Here is a 21,613-nt window from a genome sequence, read left to right on the forward strand (position 1 = left end):
TCGAACGTGCGTCACAGCCACTTTGACTGTCTATGAAACTGGTTCTGGCCTCCAACAACGCGGGCAAGCTCGCCGAACTCCAGCAGCTGTTTGCCGGGCTGTCCGTCACCCTGGTGCCGCAGTCGGCGCTGGGCGTGGGCGAGGCTGAGGAACCCTTTCGCACCTTCGTGGAAAACGCGCTGGCCAAGGCGCGCCACGCCAGCGCCGCCACCGGCCTGCCGGCCATTGCCGACGATGCCGGCCTGTGCGTCGATGCCTTCGGCGGCCTGCCGGGCGTCGACACCGCCTTCTACGCCACGCAATTCGGCTACGCCAAGGGCGACGCCAACAACGTGAAGGCGCTGCTCGAGCAGCTCGACGGCGTGGTCAACCGCCGCGCCGCGCTCGTGAGCACGCTGGTGGCGCTGCGCAGCCACGACGACCCCGAGCCGCTCATTGCCGTGGGCCGCGTGGTCGGCGAGATCGCGGCCGAGCCCGTCGGCGACAACGGCTTCGGCTTCGACCCCGTCATGTACCTGCCGGACTTCGGCAAGACCTTTGCGCAACTGACGAGCGAAGTGAAGAACGCCAACAGCCACCGCGGCCGCGCCGCGCAGGCCATGCTGGCGCTGATGCGCGAACGCTGGCTGTAATGGCAACCGTCTTCCCTATCCAACCGGCGCAGCCCACCGGCGCGCCGCAGGCCAACGACGTGCTGCACTGGATGCGGCCCGGCCCGCTGCAGCTGTCCGCGCTGCCGCCGCTGTCGCTGTACATCCACCTGCCGTGGTGCCTGCGCAAGTGCCCGTACTGCGACTTCAACTCGCACGAATGGCGTGCCGCCAGCGAGGCCGACATCGACGGCATTCCCGAGCAGGCCTACATCGATTCGCTGATTGCCGACCTCGACGCCGCGCTGCCGCTCATCTGGGGCCGCAGCGTGCACACCATCTTCATCGGCGGCGGCACGCCCAGCCTGTTCTCGCCGCAAGCCATCGACCGCCTGCTGGGCGACGTGCGCGCGCGCCTGAAGCTCACGCCCGACTGCGAGATCACCCTCGAGGCCAACCCTGGCACCTTCGAGCGCAACCGCTTTCGCGCCTACCGCGCGGCGGGCGTCACGCGGCTGTCGGTGGGCGTGCAGAGCTTCAACGACGAGCACCTGAAGGCCCTGGGCCGCGTGCACGACCGCGCGCAGGCCATCGCCGCGCTCGAAGAGGCCGCGCACGCGTTCGACACCTTCAACCTCGACCTGATGTACGCGCTGCCGGGCCAGACCATGGAAGGCCTCGACGCCGACCTGACCCAGGCCCTGGCGCTTGCGCCGCCGCACATCTCGATCTATCACCTGACCATCGAGCCCAACACCTGGTTCGCCAAGTTCCCGCCCGTGCTGCCCGAGGACGACATCGCCTACGCCATGCTCGACCGCATCACCGAGCGCACCGGCGTTGCCGGCATGTCGCGCTACGAGGTGTCGGCCTATGCGCGCGAGGGGCACCAGTGTGCGCACAACCTCAACTACTGGCAGTTCGGCGACTACCTGGGCATTGGCGCCGGCGCGCACAGCAAGCTGAGCTTTGCGCACCGCATCGTGCGCCAGGTGCGCTATCGCGAGCCGCGCCTGTACATGGACAACGCGCGCGCGGGCGCCGCCGTGTCGCAGAGCGACGAAGTGGCGCTGGCCGACCTGCCGTTCGAATTCATGCTCAACGCGCTGCGGCTGAAGCAGGGCTTCACGCTGCCGCAGTTCAGCGAACGCACCGGGCTGGCCATGACCTCGATCCAGCGCGGGCTGGAAGAAGCCGAGCGCAAGGGGCTCGTGGCGCGCGACCTGTTTCGCGTGTGGCCGACCGAGCGCGGGCTGGATTTTTTGAGTGACTTGCAGGCGATGTTCTTGCCTGATGCGGACTGAGGCGAATGAGGGTGGCGCCAGCGGCTTAGAATCGCCGGCTCCGGAGAGTTGGGTGAGTGGTTTAAACCAGCAGTCTTGAAAACTGCCGACGTGAAAGCGTCCGTGAGTTCGAATCTCACACTCTCCGCCAAGACAAGCATTTTCAAGATGCCAGAACGCGCCTCAGGGCGCGTTTTTCATTGGTGAAATGCATAGACTCTGCCGTTCTGAGCAGCCGTAACACACCGCGCAAGCGCTTTTGGGATGGCCTGTTGTATGGCCGGTAGGAAGCAATGCCGAAGCGATCTCGTGAACTGTCTGCGATGGAGGTTGTCCGCGCGGCCGTAGGCGAGGGTTATCTCGAAGTCGAAGATCCCCCGCTGGATCCGCATCCACTGGGCGCGCGCGACGGCCAGGGCATCCGCTTCGCTGGCGAAGGTGGTACGCAGTTCTTTGGCTTTGCCGCTGATGCCGGCCACCACCGCCTTGCGGCCCCCGGTCTTCAGGTTGTTGTACCAAGCGCGCACGCCACTGTATGCATCGCGGTCAGCACGGCTCCAGCGGTGTTGGTCGCCATCGCCGCGGGTGATGAGCACGGGTGGCCAAGTTCACCCGGCGCGGGCAGGAGCCAGGGAGCTACTTTTTCGTGCGCGGCTGGTTGCAGGAGCATGAGTTTGAGCCTGGCTCGCTGTTCCATCTTCGCGAGGACGACGTCAACCAAGAAATCCATGGGCTGCCCGAGTACATCAGCGCGCTGCAGTCGGCCTGGCTCAACGAGGCGGCCACGATGTTCCGGCGCAAGTACTACGCCAACGGATCGCATGCGGGGTTCATCCTGTACCTGTCGGATGCGCAGGTCAGCACTGCCGACGCCGACGCGCTGCGCGAAGCCCTCAAGGGTGCGAAAGGTCCGGGCAACTTCCGCAACCTGTTTCTGCATGCGCCTGGGGGCAAGGCCGACGGCCTGAAGCTGATACCGGTCAGCGAGGCGGCGGCCAAGGACGACTTCGCGGCCATCAAGAACGTCAGCAAGGACGACGTGCTCGCTGCTCACCGCGTGCCGCCCGGCCTGCTCGGCATCGTGCCCACCAACGCCGGCGGCTTCGGCAATGCGCCCGACGCACTCGCGGTGTTCGTCGAGAACGAGATCCTGCCACTGATGCAGCGCTTCCGAGAACTCAACGACTGGGCCGGGGAGGAACTGGTGCGGTTCGTCTTGCCGCCGCGGCTGGCTGCGGAACGTCAATGAACCTTAGCGTTTAAAACCTCGGGGCCATCCTTCGATTGCACCGCCCGCGCAACCCAATTTGCGCGTAGCGCGTCGTTGAACCTTCGCAAATTTCGATCGCGCCATCGGATCCACTCGTGTGTGGCGCGCTTGCATCGACCTGCGGGCTCGCGACTGGCGCAAATCTGAATGAATCCGAGGTGAGCGATCGGCGAGCGGGCCCATCCACTTGGCACAACGCCGAGGGGCACGTCACCGACGCTCAGGGCACTCTGACGACCATCTCGACCTCGAGTTGATAGTCCGGCGCAAAGAGCGCCTGCACGCCAATTGTGGAGATGCTCGGCTTGCCGCCGCTGAACGTATCGCGAAGTGGCGCGAGCGCCTGTTGAAAGCGTTCGGTCGTTGCGTTCACCACGTAAAGCCGGACCATGACGACGTCGCTTGCCGAGGCGCCCAATTCAGTCAGCACCTTCTTGAGTTGAGCGGCGACGACGTGTGCTTGGGAGGCAAGATCGGGCGGCATGTGTTCCCCCTCGGGGGCGCCTGCGACCTGGCCCGACAGGAACGCCAAGCGGCCGGGTTCCGCCACGCTGATCTGCGCGAAGCCTCGCGCGGACATGTCGAATAGAAATGACGGGTGGAGACGGGTGACCGATACATCAGCGTCGTTCGTTGGTTCTGTTGGCATGTTCTCTCCGGTGTTGAATCTGCGAGGTGGTTGCGCGCGGTTGCCCATGGATGTCGAGACAACAGGAATACGGCCTGCAGGTCGCGCAAGTCACGGGCAAGCAAGTTTTGAACTGTTTAATTCAGAATGCTGCAAGTCCGAGGGTCGATCTTGCAACTCCGCAATGGCATGGTGATTCCGGTCGCCGCGACCCTTTCACAGCGGCCGGCGCGCGTTCAGAATACTGTGCTCAAAGCTCACGGGGCAACAAGCCCACTCCTGAGACATTAACGACCGCCTGCCACGCGGCTTCCTGGTTGGCGCCATCGAGAAGATGTGGTTGGAGCTGCACTTCCATCGGCCCTGAGAACTTCCCTTGAGCCGAGGCGAAGAATTGCCCTGAGGCGTCCGTTCCGAACTCCGACGCCTGGAGGTACCGACGGGCCGCAGTCTCCGGCGCCTGATTCATGCCGGGAATGAGGTTCACGATTGGAATCATCAGATACTTCAACAACGGGCCAGCGTTTCGCGCCACATTGGTGGCGTTCGACGCACCGGGCGAGACAGCGTACACGGCCATGCCGGAGGGTAGCCGGCGCGCCAGCGCCGCGGCCCACCACGCGACAATGAGCTTCGCGTCGGCATATGCATTTTTGGGCGCGTACTTCACGTGCGGCCCGCTGCGTATCAGGGCTTCGACAGCGGCGGTTTGGTCGCCCCGGAAGTATTTGGCCGCGAAGGCGAACGCGTCGGTGTACTTGAACATGGGCACGCCCCCGCGGGCAGGCTCCGCGCTGGTGATAACGATCCGTGCGTTGGGGCTCAGCAGGTTGGCGCGAAGCAAACCAACAGTCAGTTGATGATGGCCAATAAGCGGGGCCTGAGAAGCCTCGATGCCAGTCGCAGTGAGCACGCGTTTCTTGCCTGGAACCATTCCGGCATTGAGCAGCAGGAAGTCGATCGGCCGACCTCGCTTGACGAGTTCAGCGAGGGCGGCCTGAACGCTGGACGCCTCGTCCAGCTCCAGCTCCAGCTCCAGCGGCGTGAAGACCTTTCTTTTGGCCTCAGCCGAGAGCTGAGCGGCCGTTGCCTGGACCTGAGTCAGGCTGCGCCCGGTAATGATGATCTCGCGCCAGCCCTCTTCGGCAAGAGAGCGGGCTGCAGCATGACCAAGTCCCGAAGTGGCTCCGGTGACGAGCGCGATCGAATGTTCCAATGGGTAGCTCCTTTGTGAGGGGTAAAGCCAAGTCGAAAGGACCCACGAGGCATCGTTTTGACTTGCTAATTTAGAACTATTCAGTTGTATATTGATGCGATGATGACTGTCAATGAGTTTTGAACCAAATGATTCAAAATACTGTTAGGCCAAGGGGTAGACCGCGCAGCTTCGATGAGGCGGAGGCGCTGCACAAGGCGACTCAGGTTTTTCGGTCAAAGGGATACGATGGAGTGACGATCGACGATCTCGTCGCTGGGATGGGCGTGGGACGTCCGAGCCTCTACGCCGTCTTTGGGGACAAGCGGGCGATATTTTTGCGGGCTCTCAAGGCGTACGCAGAGAGGAAGGGTGCTCTCGCAGCCAAGGCACTCCTCGCGCAGGGCACCCTCCGCGACTCGCTCGCAAGTTTCCTCAGGCAGGCCGTAGACAGTGCAACCGAGAAAGGTTCTGCCCCTGGCTGCCTTCTCTTGTGCGTGGCGCCTCTTGTGGACGACGCTGAGGTCCGAAAATTCCTGCAGAACGCGGCCGCTGGTGGAGCGGCACTGGTTGAAGGTCGCTTCCGGGACGGGATCAGCGCGGGAGAAATTCCATCTGACTTTCCCGTAGCCACGCGCGCAACCCAAGTCACGGATTTCGCGCGCGGGCTGACCATGCGTGCGCAGATGGGCATGCCGCGCAGGACGCTCCTCAAGGATGCTGAGGAAGCGGCCGACTTGGTGCTCCTTCCGCGACGCGGAAAGCGCGGGACTTGAAAGTTGACGCCGGCATTAGGGGGCGTTGGGGGCAGTAGGCTTTGATGTCCTCTGACTCAACGACCACTTGTGGCCGAGGTTGCGTGAGAACTCGCGATTGGCGTGTTTTCGGGGGGTACTCAAACCCTTCCCTCGTCTTGGATCGTCGATCCTTGATCGATCGGAGAGGTCCACTTCCGATATGGCCAGTAGCGCGATGAGTTTTCACACAGCCTTGGCGGTTCCGGCTGTTGGTCGCATTCTGCACGTGCCGTGCCGTGCCGTGCCGTGCCGTGCCGTGCCGTGCCTGGCCGCAGCGCCAATCGGGCGACCCTTCGCGCCGGCCGACGAACGCTCAATGGCGCATTGACGAAAGAACAGTGTCGTTCCGCACTGACCAAAGCAGCCTGAAACCCTTCACCGCAAAGACCAGAGGGCGCGCATAGCGCCCTTTTTTCGTGCCTGTGTCTTCGCGCCCCGCGTTAGTCCGCTCGGCCTCTCCACGGGGCTGCCACGGGCCTCGCCGCGCCCCGCCGCCACGAGGGCCGGCCGCGCCGGGGGCGGGCCGCCCCCCCGCCGGCGCGCGGTCTAACCCCCACCGAGCCCGCTCGCTTCGGGTCGTTGTTTTTACGAGCCGGTCGGCGAGGTTCTAAGCCCCGCAAGTACTGGAGCCGCGGGTACCCTCCGGGGGGGCGCCTTATCACCCGTTTTTACGGGTCTCGGTCGCTTTATTCTTCAGTGCGTGCCCTTGCAATCGCTGACCTCGAGCAGGGCGTGAGAGTGGCGGAGATGCTGCTCGAACGAAAATTAGGCATGAGTTACGAACACGAAGGCAACTTGACGGTCGGTATTGGGTGGACCTGACGGCTCTTCCTGCAATGCGAGCGTCCCGTAGACCTGAGCAATGACCCAGAAATCTTGAAGGGTTGGCAAGGACTACCAGGATTTTTCGAACTCACGAGAGGGGATATCCTTCAGCCCCATGCTCAAGACCCTCACCAAGAACGTTCTACACCCGATGTGGGCGCCTGTGCGCCGCCGCATCGATGCCCGCGTTGACAGCAAAATCGCCGCCGCGCTTGAGCACCACCAATCCCAGATCGATGCGCTGCGCTTTGAGCTTAAGAACTCGCGCTACTCGACGTTCTCCCCGAACCCAAGCTTCGACCAGGTGCCGGCAGAAACGCCTTTCCTCCAGTATTCCAACTGCCAGGCTGCCGACTTCTACCACCCGCGCTTCATCCAACTGTGCAAGCTGATCGATGAGCGGCCTCGGTTCCACCGCAAGCAATGGGAATGGGTGTTCGTGCTGCACAAGCTGCTGGAGTCGGGTGCTGTCCAGTCGGGGTCTCGTGGCCTCGTGTTCGGCGTGGGGCGGGAGCCGCTGCCCGCAGTGTTCGCCTCGCTCGGTGCCAACATCACGGCGACCGACGCCCCGTTGGATCTGGCAACCACTTCCTCATGGACATCGACCAATCAACACAGCGCGGCGCTTGAGGGGCTGAGCTACCCGGCAATCGTGCCCGACGAAAAGCTGGCGCAGCATGTGACGCACGCCTACTGCGACATGAACGCCATCGGGCCGGAGTTCACGGGCTACGACTTCAATTGGTCATCCTGCTGCTTCGAGCATCTGGGCTCCCTGGATGCCGGACTACAGTTCGTGGTCAATGCGGTGGAGACGACCTTGAAGCCTGGCGGCGTAGCCGTACACACCACCGAGTTCAATGCCTCCTCAAACGATAGGACCGTAGAGAGCGGCGATACCGTGATCTATCGGCGCCGCGACATGGAAGCGCTGGTGCAACGGCTGCGGGACCGTGGGCACGATGTCGAGGAGTTCAGGATAGGGCCGTTCGCGCACGCCCTCGACTTTCATGTCGATGTGCCGCCTTACTCCGGCGATGTCCACCTTAAGCTGTTACTTGCTGGCCACACATGCACATCGGTGGGCATCGTGGTGCGACGCGGTACCTGACTTGTGGGGTGTCGCCTGTTATCGCCGCAACTCACCCAGTGCACGCCGACTTCGAGCTTCTTTGTGCATGCTTACCGGTGTCGCGCGAAGGACGCGCGTGACCATTGCGGCGAGGAAGCGGCTTGCAGCGAGTTCATTCGGTATTTTTTCTTCCAGAATCTTTACTTTAGGCAGAGTTGAGATTGCGCGGTCGACATCGTCGGCGTCGAGCTCAACGGCCGGCGCAACCTCCTCTCCGGCTTCGGGCCCGGGTTCCGGCACGACGGCCGCTGGTGCCTCTTCGCCGGTGTAAGGGGTCGCGACCTCGTTCGAGTACTCCATCAAGAGGAGGCAGGTGGCGTGGTATGCGTCGTCCTCTAGTCCGAGCTTGCCGAGCAGGTCGAACAACCATTCGGCTGGCCGTGTGCGACAGCGGGCGTGCGCCTTCGTCGTGAGGTACCTCCAGGCTCGTGCCGAAGAGAACTTGCCCCAGTCCGGGCAGGTCGAAGCGGCGTTGCTCTTCTGGGTGCGGCGCGTGTCCGGGATGGCCCCGTTCAGCGGAGTCCGTCCGCGGACGACCACTGCGCTGAGTAACAGCTGCGCCATTCCAGTTCCCCGGCGGTGATTGGGGATGACGAAGTCGATCAAGCTGGAAGGAAGTGCGGCACGCACAGGAGATTGCGGCACATGCGCGCGCCAGCCCCTTCACTTTTCCTCCCCCCTGCCGATAGTCCTCTATCCACCACACAACAAGAGGATTCACATGCTGACTGCCATCGGTGCTTCGAGCACCTCCGCGAGCGGAAGCGGCACGGCCGCGGAGGTCGCGAAGATCACGCGCCAGATCACCGCGACGCAAAAGCAGATCACGGCCACGCAGAAGACGCTGGTCGAAACGCCCGAGGGCGATGCGCGCAAGGCGGTCGAGCAGCAGCTGCAATCGCTCACGACCCAGCTCGCCATGCTGCAGGCACAGCTGAAGGCCGTGCAGGCCGCGGCCCTGCAGAAAAGCGCGGAGGCCAAGGAGGTCAAGGCGGTGGAACAGGGCGCTTCGCCCTCGAACGCCTTCCGCACCAACGCCAACGGCGTGCCCATCGGCGGCACGCTGAACGTCGAGGCCTGAGCCCGGCGCGGCCTTGCCGCGTCAGTTGCGTTCGGGCCACCGGTGCCGGGTACCGCCCGAGCGCCGGTCGGCCTTCTCGGCGATCGTGCCCTGCGCGATCAGTTCGTCCCCGCGCTGCTCCAGGTGGCGCAGGCACTGCAGAAGAATGTCCAGGTGCGCCGGCTCGATGCCTTCGAGCAGGCCGGTGTTCAGCCCCGCAATGCGCGGAAACAGCTGGCCGAAGAGCTGCAGGCCCGAGTCGCTCAGGCGCACGTGCACCTCGCGCCGGTCCTCGGCGTCCTGGCGCCGTTCCACCAGCTTCTTCTCGACCAGGCTGCGCAGCCCGCGCGAAGTGCGCACGCGGTCGAGGTTGAGGTGCGTGGCCAGCGTGGACGACGTCATCTCGCCCTCCTGCGCGAGCGTGGCGATCATTCCCCACTCGCGGCGCGTGATGCCGAAACCTCCTTCGACCAGCCGCGTCGCCATGCCGCTGCCCGCGCGCATGGCGCGCGCAAGGCGGTAAAGAAGCAGGTCGGTCAGTGCGCTTGGCGCGCGCAACGCGGCGGCGTTGGGGAAGGCTTGCATACGGATGGATTAATGAAGGCGGCGAATGTGGTCGGTTCGCCTCGGCGCACAAGTGATGGATTAGATCAACTGTTTGCTGCGTACGTATAACTCCGTCACAAATTTGCACGAACAGCAACAACTTGGCGGTGCTCGATTCTCGCCGCGAAGACGCCGCGCAACTCGCGCGTGCCCACCCACTACAACTGCCCGCAGGAGACTCCATGCCCGCATTCTTTTCACGGCGAAAGCTCATGGCATGGGGCGTTGCCCTGTCCGCCTGCGCACCGCTGATGCACACCGCCCACGCGCAGACGCCCGCGCTCGACGGACCGCTGGCCCTCGTGGTCGGCTACGCGCCCGGCGGCAGCACCGACCGCATGGCGCGCCTGATCGCCGAACGCCTCGCCCCCAAGCTCGGCGTGAAGGTGACGGTCGAAAACCGCCCCGGTGAAGGCGGCCGGCTCGCGGCCAAGGAAGTGAAGCGCACGCCCGCGGGCCAGAACGCGCTGATGCTGGGCAACCCCGCCGTGATGGTGGTGGCGCCGCTGGTGTTCAAGGACGCGGGCTACGACCCCGACAAGGACTTCGTGCCCGTCTCGCAGGTCAGCAGCTACGACTTCGCGCTGGCCGTGGGCACCAAGCTGCAGCTCGACCGCGCGATGTTCCTCGTGGGCCGGCTCTGGGCGCATCCGGAAGAGGCCGTGTTCGGCGTGCCCGCCACCGGCAGCCTGCCTCACTTCTTCGGCCTGATGGTGGGCGACGCACTCAGCGTGCAGCCGCAGATCAAGGGCTACGGTGGCTCGGCGCCGCTGACGGCCGACCTGATCGGCGGCAACCTGCCGATCGCCATCGACACGCTCGACTCGGTCTATCCGCAGCACGTGGCCGGCAAGATCCGAATCCTGGCGGTGTCGGGCAAGAAGCGCGCAAGCTTCGCGCCCAACATCCCGACCTTCCGCGAAGCCGGCATGAAGATCGATGCCGATGGCTGGAACACCTTCTTCGCGCCCAGCACCATGGCACCCGCGAAGGTGCAACTGCTGTCCAGTGCAATCCACGACGTCATGAAGGACCCGGGGCTGCAGAAGGCGGCCGACGCGCTCTACATCACGCCAGTGGTCAGCACCGCGGCCGAAACCGCGCAGATGCTCAAGACCTACCGCCAGCAATGGGAGCCGGTGGTGCGCCGCTCGGGCTTCCAGCCATAGCTCAGACTCGCCCCCCAGGCTTCGCGCGCTTCGCGTCGCTTCTCCAACCCCCTGCTGGGGGCAACACCGGCGGCCCGGCAAAGCCGGTTCCGCGGTGTTCCTGGCCTTTGCCGTGCCGGTTTCATGCGCCGCGCCTCTAGCGTCTAACGTCTGGCGAAGCACGGTGGGCGGATCGAGGTTTTCCTGCCTCAGCCGGCAAGCGCCCGCATCTCCGAAATGAGATCGGCCTTGCCCTCGAAGCCGATGCCCGGCAGCGGCGGCAGCGTGACGTAGCCGTTGTCGACCTTCACGCCGTCGGGGAAGCCGCCGTAGGGCTGGAACAGGTCGGGGTAGCTCTCGTTGCCGCCCAGGCCCAGGCCCGCCGCAATGGCCAGCGACATCTGGTGGCCGCCGTGCGGAATGCAGCGCGAGGGCGACCAGCCGTTCTCCTTCAGCATGTCGAGCGTGCGCAGGTACTCCACCAGGCCGTAGCTCAGCGCGCAGTCGAACTGCAGCCAGTCGCGGTCGGGCCGCATGCCGCCGTGGCGGATGAGGTTGCGCGCGTCCTGCATCGAGAACAGGTTCTCGCCCGTGGCCATGGAGCCGGCGTACACCTCGCCCAGCTTCGCCTGCAGTTCGTAGTCGAGCGGGTCGCCGGCTTCCTCGTACCAGAACAGCGGGTACTGCGACAGCGCGCGGCCGTAGTCGACGGCCGTCTGCAGGTCGAAGCGGCCGTTGGCGTCCACCGCCAGCTGCTGGCCCGGGCCAAGGATCTTCAGCACCGACTCGATGCGCTCGCAGTCCTCGGCCAGCGTGGCGCCGCCGATCTTCATCTTCACCACCGAGTAGCCGCGCTCCAGGTAGCTGGTCATCTCGCGCTGCAGGCCTTCCACGCCCTTGCCGGGGTAGTAGTAGCCGCCCGCGGCGTACACGAACACGCGCGGGTTCGGCGTGCCGGTGCCGTAGCGCTCGGCCAGCAGCTGGTACAGCGGTTGGCCCGCGATCTTGGCGGTGGCGTCCCACACAGCCATGTCGATGGTGCCCACGGCCACCGAGCGCTCGCCGTGGCCGCCGGGCTTCTCGTTGATCATCATGCGCGCCCAGATCTTGTGGGGGTCGAGGTTCTCGCCCGTCTCGTCGAGCAGCGACGCGGGCTCGGCCTCGAGCAGGCGCGGCAGGAAGCGCTCGCGAATCAGCCCGCCCTGGCCGTAGCGGCCGTTGGAGTTGAAGCCGTAGCCGATGACCGGCTTGCCGTCGCGGATCACGTCGGTGACCACGGCCACCAGGCTCAGGGTCATCTTCGAGAAGTCGATGTAGGCGTTGCGGATGTCCGACTTGATGGGACGCGTGGACTCGAGGATGTTGACGATTTTCATGGTCGGGTTCAATGAAAAGGAAAAGGGGAAAAGCGTTCAGCGGTTCAGCGACGAGCCGCCGCAGATGGCGACGTCCTGCCCGGTGATGGCCGCGGCCGGCGGCGACAGCAGGAAGCCCACGAGCGCGGCGATTTCCTCGGGCTGGATCAGCCGGCCGATGGGCGGCAGGCGCGGTGCGCTGCCCGCGCGCGCCGGGTCCTGCAGCATCGAGGTCTGCGTGGCGCCGGGCGACACCACGTTGACGGTCACGCCCTGGGCCGCCACCTCGGCCGCCCAGCTGCGCGCGAGCGCGATCAGCGCGGCCTTGGTCGCGGCGTACTGGCCGCGACCGGGCAGGCCCTGCGCGACGCGGCTGCCGACGAACACCACGCGCCCGTGGCCGCGAGCGGCCATGGCGGGCACGAGCGCGTCGGCCAGCCGCGTGGCGGCATCCACATGCAGGCGCCACATCAGCGCGCCGCCCGCATGGTCGAGCGCGCCCAGCGGGCCCACGCGCAGCACGCCGGCCGCATGCACCAGCGCCTGCGCGTCCTGCAGGCCGGCTGCCGCGCGCGCGATGGCATCGGCATCGCACAGGTCCACCGCCACATGCGCGAAGGCTTCGTGGGCCAGCGTGGGCGCGGCCAGGTCGAGCCCGCTCACGCGCCAGCCTTGCGCGAGCAGCTGCGACGCGATGGCGCGGCCGATGCCGCCGCTGCTGCCGGTCACCACGGCATGCGGGGCGGACTCATTCGACATGGATGTTGCCCTCCACGATGATCTTGCGCGAGCGCTCCATGTCGGCCTGCTGGAACTTGACGAACTCGTCCACGCTGCCCGGCGTGAGCAGCAGGCCCTGCGCGTTCAGCGTCTCGCGCATGTCGGTGCCCAGTGCCTTGTTGACCTCGGCGTTCAGCCGCTGCGTGACGGCCGGCGGCAGCTTCGCCGGACCCCACAGGCCGTACCAGCTGTAGAACTCGTAGCCCGGAATGCTCTCGGCCACCGTGGGCACGTTCGGCAGGCTGGTGGCGCGCGCGGCCGAGGTGACCGCGATCACCTTCACCATGCCGCTCTTGTGGTACTGCAGCGACCCCAGGATGGGGTCGATGAAGCCGTCGATCTGCCCGCCGATCAGGTCCTGGAACGCGGGCGCCGTGCCCTTGTACGGCACGATCAGGTAGTCCAGCCCGCCGCCCGCGCGCTTGAGCAGCTCGGTCGACAGGTGGCCCGCCGAGCCGATGGAGCCCACCGCGAAGGTCATCTTGCCGGGGTGCGACTTGGCATATGCGATGAGCGACTTCACGTCGGTCACCGGCAGGTTCTTGTTCACGGCCACCGACAGCGGCGCCTTGGCCACCAGCGCCACGGGCGTGAAGTCTTTCACCACGTCGTACGGCACCGACTTCATGGTCATCGGCGCGGTGGTGAAGGTGGAGGCGTTGAACAGCAGCGTGTAGCCGTCGGCGGGCGCCTTCGACACCACGTCGGCGCCGATGATGCCGTTGCCGCCGGCGCGGTTCTCCACGATGAAGGTCTGGCCCGTCTGCTCGCCGAGCTTCTGCGCCAGCAGGCGGCCGATGGTGTCGAGCGTGCCGCCGGGCGGAAACGGAATCACCATGCGCACCGGCCGGCTGGGCCAGGTCTGGGCGAAGCCGGTGGACGCCGCGGCCAGCGCAAGGGCGGCCAGCGTGGCCCGCAGGAAATGGTTGCGTTGCATGTCTCTTGTCTCCTTGTGTTTTTTTGGGCGGCGCCGCTGGGGTGTGCAGCGCCGCCCCGTGGGCTCAGCGCTTCGACAGCCCCGCCTGCTCGACCGCGGCGCGCAGCGCGTCCATCTCGCGCGCGTTCGGCGCCTCGGTCGGCGGGCGCACGGTGGCGTTGTCGAGCACGCCGGCCAGGAACATGCCGCCCTTCATGCGCGCATGCGCCTCGCCGGTCGGCTCGCCGCCGCCGTACACCGCGTCCTTCAGCGGCGTGATGAGGGCCTGCACCGCCATCGCCTTCGTCAGGTCGCCGGCCTTCACGGCGTTCCACAGGTCGATGATCAGTTGCGGAATGAAGGTGGCGAAGCCGACCAGCGCGCCGTCCACGCCCTGCACCATCGAGGCCAGCAGGTACTCGTCGTGGCAGGTCAGGATGGCCTTGGACGCATCGGCCTCGCGGATCGCCTGGATGTCGCGGGCGTACTTGTTCATGTCGCGCTGGCCGACCTTGAAGGCCTGCAGGTAGGGCAGGCGGGCCAGTTCGGCCAGCAGCTGCGACGAGTACGAGGCGCGCGTCCAGGCGGGGTACACGTGGCAGACCAGGTCGAGCTCGGGCGCGGCGCGGTGGATGGCCTCGAAGTACTGCAGCGCATGGCCAGGCGTGAAGCCGAAGCGCAGCCAGTGGTGCGGCGGCATCACGTCCAGCGCCACGGCGCCCGCGGCCTGCGCGGCGCGTGCGTGCTCGGCGGCTTCGGCCAGGCCTTCGCAGACGATCGACGAGATCACCGGCATGCGCCCGCGCAGCTCGTCGGCCACGATGCGCGTCACCTCGGCGCGCTCCGACGGCGTGAGCGAGAACACCTCGCCGGTGTGGCCGTTGGTCATGACGGCCACCACGCCGTCATGGCCGGCAAGCCAGGAGGCCAGCTTGCGCAGGGCCGGCTCGTCGATGCGGTGGTCGGGCGTGAAGGGGCAGGAAATGGCGGGAATGATCCCGCGATAATTCGCGATGGAAGGCATGCTGTGTCTCCGTTGTGGTTCAAGGTGCAGGAATGGGTGCATCTTTTGCCGCCGGGGCCGAGCCGTCCAATACTGGAATCGCATACAACTATTCAACCGCGCTGCGCATGGGCCCTGGCAACCGACCGCTCGACCTGGAATGGCTGGAAGATTTCCTGGCCCTGGCCGAGAGCGGCAATTTCTCGCGCGCCGCGCAGGCCCGCTCCATCGCCCAGCCCGCGTTCAGCCGGCACATCCGCTCGCTCGAGGAGTGGGTGGGCGTCGACCTGTTCGACCGCAGCGCCCACCCCACCGCGCTGACCGCGGCCGGCAAGCGCTTCCAGCCGCTGCTGCAGGAGGTGCTGGCCGGCCTGGAGGCCGCGCGCATCAAGGCCCGCGCCGCGCACGACCTCGACGCCGCCAGCCTGAGCTTCGCGGCCACGCACGTGCTGTCGCTGACCTTCTTTTCGCGCTGGCTGGGCAGCGTGGAGGCCCGGCTGAGCACGGGCCCGATCCAGACCGTGTCCGACAGCTCGTACGCCTGCGAAGACCTGATGCTGCAGCGCCGCGTGCAGTTCGTGCTGTGCCACGGCCATGCGGGCGCGCCGGGCCGGCTCGACGAGGCGCAGTACCCGGTGCGGCGCCTGAGCGAAGACGTGCTGGTGCCGGTGTCCGCGGCCGGCGCCGGTGGCGCGCCGCTGCATGCGCTCGGCACGGCCGCGGCACCCGCCGTGCTGGCCTACAGCGAGGCCTCGGGGCTGGGGCGGATCATGCGCGCCATCCAGGACAAGGACAGCGAGTTCGGCAAGGACTTCGCCGCGTCGCTGCCGGTCGTCTTCACGGCCCACCATGCCGCGCTGCTGCGCACCATGGCGCTCGAAGGCCGCGGCCTCGCGTGGCTGCCGATGAGCCTGGTGGCCGACGACCTGCGCAGCGGCGCGCTGGTGGACGCCGGCGCGGGCGGCTGGCGCGTGCCGGTGGACATCCGCCTCTATCGCCAGCAGGCCCGGATGGCGCCGGTGGCCGAGGCGTTGTGGGCGCTGGTCAGCGAAGGCCCTGATCAGCCCCGACCGGCGTTGACCGGCGCTGGTCCTCAGTCGTAGTTGGTGAACCGGCTCGGCGAGGCCGTCGGCTGGTTCAACGGCTGGTAGCCCTGGATGTTCTGCAGCAGCGTGCTGGTCGGGTTCGAGCCGATGTTGCCGAAGCCGTTGAACTGGAGCTGGAACATCAGCCGCGTGTCGGGCGTGGCGCGGCCCGACACCAGCCGTTCCAGCACGATGCGACCGACCCAGCAGCAGGCGTTGTACTCCGCGCCGATCAGGCTGTCGGACATCGCGCGGTCGTGCAGGCTGTAGCTCAGCCGGCCCACCGCATACCAGCGCCCCGGGTCGTTGGGCGACTTGCCGCCGAACACCCCGCGCGTGAGTTCGCTCAGCGGCCACTGCCAGTTGAAGTCGACCGTTTCGGTGCCGTCGTTCGCGGTGGTGCTGCTGTCCGCCTGGTAGCGCAAGGCCGCAGTGAGCGTGTGGTAGCGCTCGGGCGTGTAGCGCAGCGTGAGCGCGTCGCGCGTGGTCTTGCCGCTGTCCATGTTGTATTGCGCCAGGCCGTCGACGCTCCACTTCGGGCTCCAGTGCACCTGCCCGCCGAAGATGAAGTCGCCCGAGCGGTCGGTCACGGCGGTGCCACCGGGCAGCGTCACGTTCTGGTCGCTGAAGCGAAAGCGCTGCGCGATGCCGAAGCGCGCCGACTCGGCGCCCGTCACGGGGTCGATCAGCCGCGTCGTCACGCCGGTGGTCAGCGTGTTCGTGTCCGACACGCGGTCGTTGCCCGAGAACGCGTTCTCGGTATAGAGCGTGGCAAAGCTCACGTCGTTGGCGGCCGAGTCGTACACCGGCAGCTGGCTCTGGTCGCGGTAGGGCGTGTGCACGTAGAAGGCGCGCGGCTCCAGCGTCTGGCGCCATGCGTGGCCGAACAGGCTCGCGTCGCGCTCGAACACCAGGCCGCTGTCCAGGCTCACGGTCGGCACCGCGCTGGTGACGCTGGTGCGCCCGTCGGCCAGCGGCGACGCGAGCTGGTAGGAGGCGGTGTGCAGCAGCAGCTTGGGAATGACGTAGCCGCCCGGCGAAACCCACGGGCGGCTGATCTGCAGGTTGCCCACCAGCCGCTCGCCGTCGGGCTGCTTGACGCCGTTGAGCGTGGGCGCGTAGGCCGAGTCGACCTGGAAGCGCGTGTAGTCCAGCGTGCCCGACACGTCGAAGCCGTGCCAGTCGTAGGTGTTGTAGTTGGCCGTGACCTGCGGCACGCGGTTGTACGACGGCGTGATCGGCGAGGCCGCGTACTGCAGCGTCTGGTAGGACAGCGTGCGCGCCTGCCCGCTCCAGTCGCCCTTGGTCCAGTTGAGGTCGGCCTCGTTGGTGAGCTGGCGCGAGGTCATCGTGGGCGTGTGCGAGAAGTCGCGCCAGTAGTCGTCGTCGCTCACGCGGTTGATGTTGAACGCGGTGGTGAGCGAGTCGAGCCCGAAGGGCTTGGGGTCGAGCTGCTGGCTGTGCGAGGCCCACAGGCCCCAGCGGCTGCGCTCGCGCAGCGCGTCGCTGGGCATGGTGTCGACGCGCACCTGGCCGCTGTAGCCCTTCTCGAGGTAGCGGAACTCGGTGCCCAGGTTCACTCCGCGGTTGCTCATGATCTCCGGGTACAGCGTGGCGTCGCGGTTGGGCGCGATGTTCCAGTAGTAGGGCTGCAGGTACTCGAAGCCGTTGGTGCTGTCGAAGCCGAACACCGGCGGCAGCAGGCCGCTCTGGCGCGCGTTGGTGAGCGGAAAGCTCACCGACGGCAGCGCGGGCGTGGTCAGTCCCAGGAAGCTGATCTGCGCGTCGGTGGCGGTGGCCAGGTTGGTGCCGGTGTCGGTGGTCATGGTCACGGCGCTGAGCATCCACGCGGGCACCCAGCCGGCGTAGTTCTCGCGCAGGCAGGTGGTGTAGGTGACGTGCCGCGCCACCGACACCTGCGGGTCGACGAAGTCGATGCGCTCGGCCTCGCCGTGCGCGCCGGTGGCCAGCAGCGTGTAGCGCACGTGGGTGAAGAAGCCCTCGAAGCTCTCGAGCTTCAGGTGCAGCTCGGGCCCTTCGTACACGTTGCCGGCCTGGTTCAGGTGCACGCTGCCGGTGGCCGTGGCGAGGTCGCCCGGCGGCTGGTACTCGAGCCGGTCGGCGGTGATGCGCGTGTCGCCGCGCCGCAGCGACGCATCGCCCTCGACCACCACCTCGAGGTCGGGCCGGCCGGAGAGCTTGTGGCCGTCGACCAGGCTGGGCCGCGTGCCGCGCTCGGCGGGAGCGATGGCCTCGGGCAGCTGCGGCGAGCGTTGCAGCACCAGCGGCGCCTCGACCCAGGCTTCCTGCGCGGGCGCGGTGCGCGCATGCAGCAGCAGCCACAGCGACAGCGCCATCGACGGCAGCGGCCAACCGCGCCAGCGTGATTTCATGAGAGGGAGGTTTCCAGGAGGGGACCGACGGACCGGTGGATCGGCAAGGGTCGACAGGGGGCGACAGTGGGCGACAGTGAGCGGGCGCGGATCAGGATTCCTGCCGGGCCTGCGATTCCCACGCAAAGCCGACGCCGTACACCGAGCGGATCCAGTCGTGCGCCGCCGAGACGGTGGCGAGCTTCTTGCGCAGGTTCTTGATGTGCGTGTCGACCGCGCGCTCGTTCACGTCCAGCGCTTCCGGAAACGCCGCCTCCAGCAGCTTCGATCGCGTGAGCACGCGCCCCGGCTCCTGCGACAGCGCGCGCAGCAGCAGCGACTCGCGGCGCGTGAGCGGCAGGTGGTGCCCGTCGAGCACCGCGCAGCCGCGCACCGCGCCGAAGGTGACCGGCGCCTGCGGGCGCGCCACGCGCGTGCGCTGCGCATAGCGGCGCAGCACCACGTGGATGCGCACCGCCACTTCCTTCGGCGAGCAGGGCTTGCACACGTAGTCGTCCGCGCCCAGCTCGAAGCCGCGCAACCGGTCGGCCTCGCCGGCACGCGCGGTCAGCATGATGATCGGGTGGTCGCTGCGCGCGCGGATCTTCTCGAGGATCTGCAGGCCGCTGACGTGCGGCAGCTCCACGTCGAGCAGCGTGAGCGCCGGCGGCGCGGTGAGGATGCGTTGCAGCGCCACCGCGCCGTCGTCGATGCGCTCGATCTCGTGGCCGGCGCGCCGCAGTTCCTCATGCAATGCCGGCGCGGCCTCGCGCTCTTCCTCCACCAACAGGATCCGGCTCATCGGCTCATTGCAGCTTCAGCAGGCCCGGGTGCGTCGGCCTGGCCTGCGCATGGGCACGCGCCGGCATCGGTGCGCCGCGCTCGCTGCGGTCCCGGCTGTTGCGCAGGTGGTCGTCCACCGTGAGCTCGCCCTGCAGGCCGGACAGCAGCCGCAGCGTGCGGTCGATGGCGGCGTCGTCGAGCATCGGGTAGCCCTGTTCGGTGCGGCCGTTGTTGCGCGCCACGCGCGCGATGTAGGGCAGGTCCTGCGGCGTGATCACGGCGGTGGGCATCACGCCTTCGAGCTCGACGCCCTCGAACGGCAGCAGCACGAAGTACTGCACGCGCAGGTCGGGCGGCACCAGGCTGCGCAGGTGCGTGGTCTTGCGGCCGCACTGCCAGGCGGGGTCTTTCACCTCGCGTGCCAGCGAATTCCCGCGCTGGCGCAGGAACCAGCGCGGCACCGTGTGCGCCGATGTCTTGCGGTACACCACCGCGTTGCGCCAGCCCTTCACCTCGAACAGGTACACGCCGGCTTCGCACACCAGCGCCACGTCGAAGCGGGCCGTGGGAACGGCGCTGCCGTCGTACATCGGGATCACCAGGTCCTTGAGCACATGCATGCGGCCGAAGGCGGGCTGGAAGGCGGCGGCGAGCTGCTGGATGCCCAGCGCGGTGGCCGTGGTGTTCGCCTGCTCGCTGTCGATGGCGCACACGCGGCGCGCGAGCGCGGCGGTGTCCGGCTTCGGGTGTCCCTGGCCGGGCAGCGTGAGCACGGGGCGGACGGGGACTTTGTGCAAGGCAGTGGTCATGTAAGGCTCCTTCGAGCTTCAAGGATTGCGCAACTTTCGGGAGACTTTGTGCAGAAACGGCAACGGCGTGTTCGATGAGTTCGCCACCGCATCGACGGAGGTGTCGTTGCCGATGCTTCCCATGAAGACGACCCACGCCAGCGCGAGCTCGCCGTTGGCCGCCGCCAGCACGTGCAGGTCGAGCAGCAGGCCCTGGAAGTCCTCCATCAGCTGCACTTCGGAAATCTGCGCGCGGTCGCGGCGCGACTTCGACTGTTCGAATTCGGCGCGCGCGTTCATCACGCGCGCATACGCGATGTTGGCGATCTCGCTCTGCGCCCGCAGGCGCTGCAGCGCGGTGGCGACCTGGTCGCGCGCCTGCGCCACGGCCTGCGCGTAGAGCGGCTTGCCGGGCATGTCGATGGCCTGCTGCTCGCCGGCCGCATCGGCCGCATCGGTTGCAGCGGTCGCATCGATCACGCCGGCGGGCATGGCCTCGGCGTCCGCGTCGTACAGCGCCGCGGCCAGGTGGATGTCGCTGCGGTTCGACAGCACCGCCATCGGCAGCTCGCGCGGCACGTCGGCGGCGAAACGGGGCAAGGACTTGTCCTGCAGCGCATCGGCCAGCAGCTCATTCATGGCCGCTTCGCTCACGTGGCATTGCGCGGCAAGGTAGCCGATGTAGTTCGCGCGCTGCGCCTTCAGCTTGCCGATGTTGGCGCTTGCGGCGGCCCGCCGCGCGGCGAGCTGCTTCGTGAAGTCGTCGTGCGGCAGCGTGTTGCCTTGCAGGAGGGCGGTTTGCCGTTGCACCGCGGCGCGCGTGTTCTCCAGGTAGACGAGCTCGAGCGTCTTCACCTTGAGCGCGATGTAGGCCGCGGCCACGCCCGACCCGGCGCTGCCTTGCGATGCGGCCATCAGCCGGTTCATCGCAACGTCCTCGAAGCCGGACCACCAGGGCTGCGTGTTCGATGCGTGGGCATTCGCGCCTGTCTGCGATGGCGTGTGCGATGGCGTCTGTGCACGCGCCTTGTGGTCCACGAACATGCCCGCCGCCAGCACCGACGTGGAGTGAACCATCGCCATGCTCGTGCTGGCGCATGCGATGACCAACGCACCGCACATCGCCGCCATCAGTGTTCTCGAACGCTTCACCTTGGAGTCTCCAGCTTCGTCATGCCCGGATCTTTTCAGCTGAATTGGGAGAAATTTGAAGGACCGATGAATGGGGCTTCTGCATGCGATGCGAACGCGTTTGATGTGCGCGCACAACAGTCGATGGCGCAGAAAACGGATCTACCAAATTCCTCCAGATTTGGACGAAACCATGCGTACAGCCGGTCGATACCGAGCGGCCGCATCAGACCTGAAACTGGAGAAACCTGAATGAAGAAAACCCTCACGGCATTCGCTGCCCTGGCCGTCTGCGGCCTGGCTTCTGCCCAATCGTCCGTCACGCTGTTCGGTGTCGTCGACGCCGGCGTGACCTACCAGTCGGCCACCTCGCGCGACGCGACCACGGGCGCGTCGATCAAGCAAAGCAAGACGAGCCTGAGCAACTCCGGCTACAACTCCAGCCGCATCGGCTTTCGCGGCACCGAAGACTTGGGCGGCGGCCTGGCGGCGAGCTTCTGGCTCGAAGCCCCCATCACCAACGACGACGGCGCCACCGGCATCAGCACCTTCAGCCGCCGCTCCACCGTGAGCCTGTCGGGCAACTTCGGCGAACTGCGCCTGGGCCGCGACTACACCGCCACCTTCTGGAACGACACCGTGTTCGACCCGTTCGGCACCAACGGTTCGGGCTCCAGCGTGATCAATACCGTCAGCGGCAGCACCGGCCTGAACAACGCCAACTACGTGCGCGCCAGCAACGCGGTGGGCTACTTCCTGCCGCCGAACCTGGGCGGCTTCTACGGCCAGCTGCAGTACAGCTTCCACGAGAACACCAGCACCGACGCGACCAGCACCACGGCGGCCACCAGCAGCAGCGCGGGCCG

At 66.9% G+C, this 21,613-nt stretch carries 21 protein-coding genes, 1 tRNA gene and 1 pseudogene; 10 read left to right on the forward strand and 13 right to left on the reverse strand.

Annotated features, from left to right (window positions below):
* The first annotated feature begins 32 nt into the window (after positions 1-32).
* The 3 genes from rdgB (at position 33) to BM013_RS31745 (ending at position 2,024) form a co-directional block, all read left to right on the forward strand.
* On the forward strand, positions 33-632 hold the full coding sequence (rdgB, locus tag BM013_RS31735) for an RdgB/HAM1 family non-canonical purine NTP pyrophosphatase (RefSeq protein WP_093132555.1): 600 nt from the start codon (positions 33-35) through the stop codon (positions 630-632).
* Positions 632-1,894 (forward strand): radical SAM family heme chaperone HemW, encoded by a 1,263-nt coding sequence (gene hemW, locus BM013_RS31740; RefSeq protein ID WP_093132557.1) that lies wholly within the window; start codon positions 632-634, stop codon positions 1,892-1,894. The genes rdgB and hemW overlap by 1 nt, the downstream gene beginning before the upstream one ends.
* A gap of 42 nt (positions 1,895-1,936) precedes the next feature.
* A tRNA-Ser gene (locus BM013_RS31745) sits at positions 1,937-2,024 on the forward strand.
* Between the two features lie 46 nt (positions 2,025-2,070).
* On the opposite strand, the gene BM013_RS31750 is transcribed toward BM013_RS31745, so the two are convergent.
* Positions 2,071-2,469: a hypothetical protein gene (locus tag BM013_RS31750; RefSeq protein WP_256221798.1), complete on the reverse strand. Its 399-nt coding sequence runs from the start codon at positions 2,467-2,469 to the stop codon at positions 2,071-2,073.
* A 2-nt stretch (positions 2,470-2,471) separates the two neighbouring features.
* Here BM013_RS31750 and BM013_RS31755 point away from each other — a divergent pair.
* Positions 2,472-3,122: pseudogene (locus tag BM013_RS31755) on the forward strand (phage portal protein); the annotation flags it as partial.
* A 241-nt stretch (positions 3,123-3,363) separates the two neighbouring features.
* Here BM013_RS31755 and BM013_RS31760 read toward each other — a convergent pair.
* Positions 3,364-3,840 (reverse strand): RidA family protein, encoded by a 477-nt coding sequence (locus BM013_RS31760; protein ID WP_093132561.1) that lies wholly within the window; start codon positions 3,838-3,840, stop codon positions 3,364-3,366.
* A 181-nt stretch (positions 3,841-4,021) separates the two neighbouring features.
* Positions 4,022-4,987 carry an SDR family NAD(P)-dependent oxidoreductase gene (locus tag BM013_RS31765; RefSeq protein ID WP_093132563.1) on the reverse strand — a complete coding sequence of 322 codons (966 nt, stop codon included), beginning with the start codon at positions 4,985-4,987 and terminating at the stop codon, positions 4,022-4,024.
* A 128-nt stretch (positions 4,988-5,115) separates the two neighbouring features.
* On the opposite strand from BM013_RS31765, the gene BM013_RS31770 reads away from it, so the two are divergent.
* On the forward strand, positions 5,116-5,742 hold the full coding sequence (locus BM013_RS31770; protein ID WP_093132565.1) for a TetR/AcrR family transcriptional regulator: 627 nt from the start codon (positions 5,116-5,118) through the stop codon (positions 5,740-5,742).
* A gap of 961 nt (positions 5,743-6,703) precedes the next feature.
* Positions 6,704-7,699 carry a class I SAM-dependent methyltransferase gene (locus tag BM013_RS31775; RefSeq protein WP_256221799.1) on the forward strand — a complete coding sequence of 332 codons (996 nt, stop codon included), beginning with the start codon at positions 6,704-6,706 and terminating at the stop codon, positions 7,697-7,699.
* An 18-nt stretch (positions 7,700-7,717) separates the two neighbouring features.
* Here the strand turns inward: BM013_RS31775 and BM013_RS31780 are convergent, their stop codons facing one another.
* On the reverse strand, positions 7,718-8,326 hold the full coding sequence (locus BM013_RS31780; RefSeq protein WP_143098423.1) for a hypothetical protein: 609 nt from the start codon (positions 8,324-8,326) through the stop codon (positions 7,718-7,720).
* A gap of 115 nt (positions 8,327-8,441) precedes the next feature.
* On the opposite strand from BM013_RS31780, the gene BM013_RS31785 reads away from it, so the two are divergent.
* Entirely contained in the window at positions 8,442-8,801 is a 360-nt protein-coding gene (locus BM013_RS31785; RefSeq protein ID WP_093218651.1) for a FlxA-like family protein, read from the forward strand.
* Positions 8,802-8,822: 21 nt separating this feature from the next.
* Here BM013_RS31785 and BM013_RS31790 read toward each other — a convergent pair whose 3' ends face one another.
* Positions 8,823-9,365 carry a MarR family winged helix-turn-helix transcriptional regulator gene (locus tag BM013_RS31790; RefSeq protein WP_093132571.1) on the reverse strand — a complete coding sequence of 181 codons (543 nt, stop codon included), beginning with the start codon at positions 9,363-9,365 and terminating at the stop codon, positions 8,823-8,825.
* A gap of 203 nt (positions 9,366-9,568) precedes the next feature.
* Between BM013_RS31790 and BM013_RS31795 the strand changes: the two genes are divergently transcribed.
* Positions 9,569-10,555: a tripartite tricarboxylate transporter substrate-binding protein gene (locus BM013_RS31795; protein ID WP_093132573.1), complete on the forward strand. Its 987-nt coding sequence runs from the start codon at positions 9,569-9,571 to the stop codon at positions 10,553-10,555.
* Between the two features lie 188 nt (positions 10,556-10,743).
* Here BM013_RS31795 and BM013_RS31800 read toward each other — a convergent pair whose 3' ends face one another.
* The 4 genes from BM013_RS31800 to BM013_RS31815 form a co-directional block, all read right to left on the reverse strand.
* The gene (locus tag BM013_RS31800; protein WP_093132575.1) at positions 10,744-11,910 is read right to left on the reverse strand and encodes a mandelate racemase/muconate lactonizing enzyme family protein; all 1,167 of its coding nucleotides are present in this window, start codon (positions 11,908-11,910) and stop codon (positions 10,744-10,746) included.
* Positions 11,911-11,946: 36 nt separating this feature from the next.
* Entirely contained in the window at positions 11,947-12,648 is a 702-nt protein-coding gene (locus BM013_RS31805; RefSeq protein ID WP_093132577.1) for an SDR family NAD(P)-dependent oxidoreductase, read from the reverse strand.
* Positions 12,638-13,606, reverse strand: coding sequence for a Bug family tripartite tricarboxylate transporter substrate binding protein (locus BM013_RS31810; protein WP_093132579.1), 969 nt, complete (start codon positions 13,604-13,606; stop codon positions 12,638-12,640). The genes BM013_RS31805 and BM013_RS31810 overlap by 11 nt, the downstream gene beginning before the upstream one ends.
* A 64-nt stretch (positions 13,607-13,670) precedes the next feature.
* Positions 13,671-14,609 (reverse strand): dihydrodipicolinate synthase family protein, encoded by a 939-nt coding sequence (locus BM013_RS31815; protein WP_093132581.1) that lies wholly within the window; start codon positions 14,607-14,609, stop codon positions 13,671-13,673.
* A 107-nt stretch (positions 14,610-14,716) separates the two neighbouring features.
* Between BM013_RS31815 and BM013_RS31820 the strand changes: the two genes are divergently transcribed.
* The gene (locus BM013_RS31820) at positions 14,717-15,691 is read left to right on the forward strand and encodes a LysR family transcriptional regulator (protein WP_093132583.1); all 975 of its coding nucleotides are present in this window, start codon (positions 14,717-14,719) and stop codon (positions 15,689-15,691) included.
* Here the strand turns inward: BM013_RS31820 and BM013_RS31825 are convergent.
* The 4 genes from BM013_RS31825 to BM013_RS31840 all read right to left on the reverse strand — a co-directional run bounded on the left by BM013_RS31825 (position 15,682) and on the right by BM013_RS31840 (position 20,768).
* Complete coding sequence (locus tag BM013_RS31825; protein ID WP_093132585.1) at positions 15,682-18,066, reverse strand: LPS-assembly protein LptD; 2,385 nt, start codon at positions 18,064-18,066, stop codon at positions 15,682-15,684. The two genes, BM013_RS31820 and BM013_RS31825, sit on opposite strands and share 10 nt — an antisense overlap.
* Positions 18,067-18,157: 91 nt before the next feature.
* A complete protein-coding gene (locus tag BM013_RS31830; protein WP_093132587.1) occupies positions 18,158-18,847 on the reverse strand; it encodes a response regulator transcription factor in 690 nt (229 codons plus the stop codon).
* Positions 18,848-18,851: 4 nt separating this feature from the next.
* On the reverse strand, positions 18,852-19,637 hold the full coding sequence (locus tag BM013_RS31835; RefSeq protein WP_093132589.1) for a nuclease-related domain-containing protein: 786 nt from the start codon (positions 19,635-19,637) through the stop codon (positions 18,852-18,854).
* An 18-nt stretch (positions 19,638-19,655) separates the two neighbouring features.
* A complete protein-coding gene (locus BM013_RS31840) occupies positions 19,656-20,768 on the reverse strand; it encodes a hypothetical protein (RefSeq protein WP_143098424.1) in 1,113 nt (370 codons plus the stop codon).
* A gap of 231 nt (positions 20,769-20,999) precedes the next feature.
* Here BM013_RS31840 and BM013_RS31845 point away from each other — a divergent pair.
* Positions 21,000-21,613 (forward strand): porin (locus BM013_RS31845; RefSeq protein WP_143098425.1); only part of this gene is annotated, 614 nt, incomplete at its 3' end.

The organism is Variovorax sp. OK605 (assembly GCF_900115445.1).
Taxonomy (GTDB): Bacteria; Pseudomonadota; Gammaproteobacteria; order Burkholderiales; family Burkholderiaceae_C; genus Variovorax.

Coding starts and splice junctions, on each gene's coding strand:
- BM013_RS31810 (WP_093132579.1), bottom strand. CDS start 13,606: ATGCAACGCAACCATTTCCTGCGGGCCACGCTGGCCGCCCTTGCGCTG.
- BM013_RS31835 (WP_093132589.1), bottom strand. CDS start 19,637: ATGACCACTGCCTTGCACAAAGTCCCCGTCCGCCCCGTGCTCACGCTG.
- BM013_RS31760 (WP_093132561.1), bottom strand. CDS start 3,840: ATGGGCAACCGCGCGCAACCACCTCGCAGATTCAACACCGGAGAGAAC.
- BM013_RS31795 (WP_093132573.1), top strand. CDS start 9,569: ATGCCCGCATTCTTTTCACGGCGAAAGCTCATGGCATGGGGCGTTGCC.
- BM013_RS31775 (WP_256221799.1), top strand. CDS start 6,704: ATGCTCAAGACCCTCACCAAGAACGTTCTACACCCGATGTGGGCGCCT.
- BM013_RS31800 (WP_093132575.1), bottom strand. CDS start 11,910: ATGAAAATCGTCAACATCCTCGAGTCCACGCGTCCCATCAAGTCGGAC.
- rdgB (WP_093132555.1), top strand. CDS start 33: ATGAAACTGGTTCTGGCCTCCAACAACGCGGGCAAGCTCGCCGAACTC.
- BM013_RS31805 (WP_093132577.1), bottom strand. CDS start 12,648: ATGTCGAATGAGTCCGCCCCGCATGCCGTGGTGACCGGCAGCAGCGGC.
- BM013_RS31825 (WP_093132585.1), bottom strand. CDS start 18,066: ATGAAATCACGCTGGCGCGGTTGGCCGCTGCCGTCGATGGCGCTGTCG.
- BM013_RS31785 (WP_093218651.1), top strand. CDS start 8,442: ATGCTGACTGCCATCGGTGCTTCGAGCACCTCCGCGAGCGGAAGCGGC.
- BM013_RS31830 (WP_093132587.1), bottom strand. CDS start 18,847: ATGAGCCGGATCCTGTTGGTGGAGGAAGAGCGCGAGGCCGCGCCGGCA.
- BM013_RS31770 (WP_093132565.1), top strand. CDS start 5,116: ATGATTCAAAATACTGTTAGGCCAAGGGGTAGACCGCGCAGCTTCGAT.
- BM013_RS31815 (WP_093132581.1), bottom strand. CDS start 14,609: ATGCCTTCCATCGCGAATTATCGCGGGATCATTCCCGCCATTTCCTGC.
- hemW (WP_093132557.1), top strand. CDS start 632: ATGGCAACCGTCTTCCCTATCCAACCGGCGCAGCCCACCGGCGCGCCG.
- BM013_RS31820 (WP_093132583.1), top strand. CDS start 14,717: ATGGGCCCTGGCAACCGACCGCTCGACCTGGAATGGCTGGAAGATTTC.
- BM013_RS31790 (WP_093132571.1), bottom strand. CDS start 9,365: ATGCAAGCCTTCCCCAACGCCGCCGCGTTGCGCGCGCCAAGCGCACTG.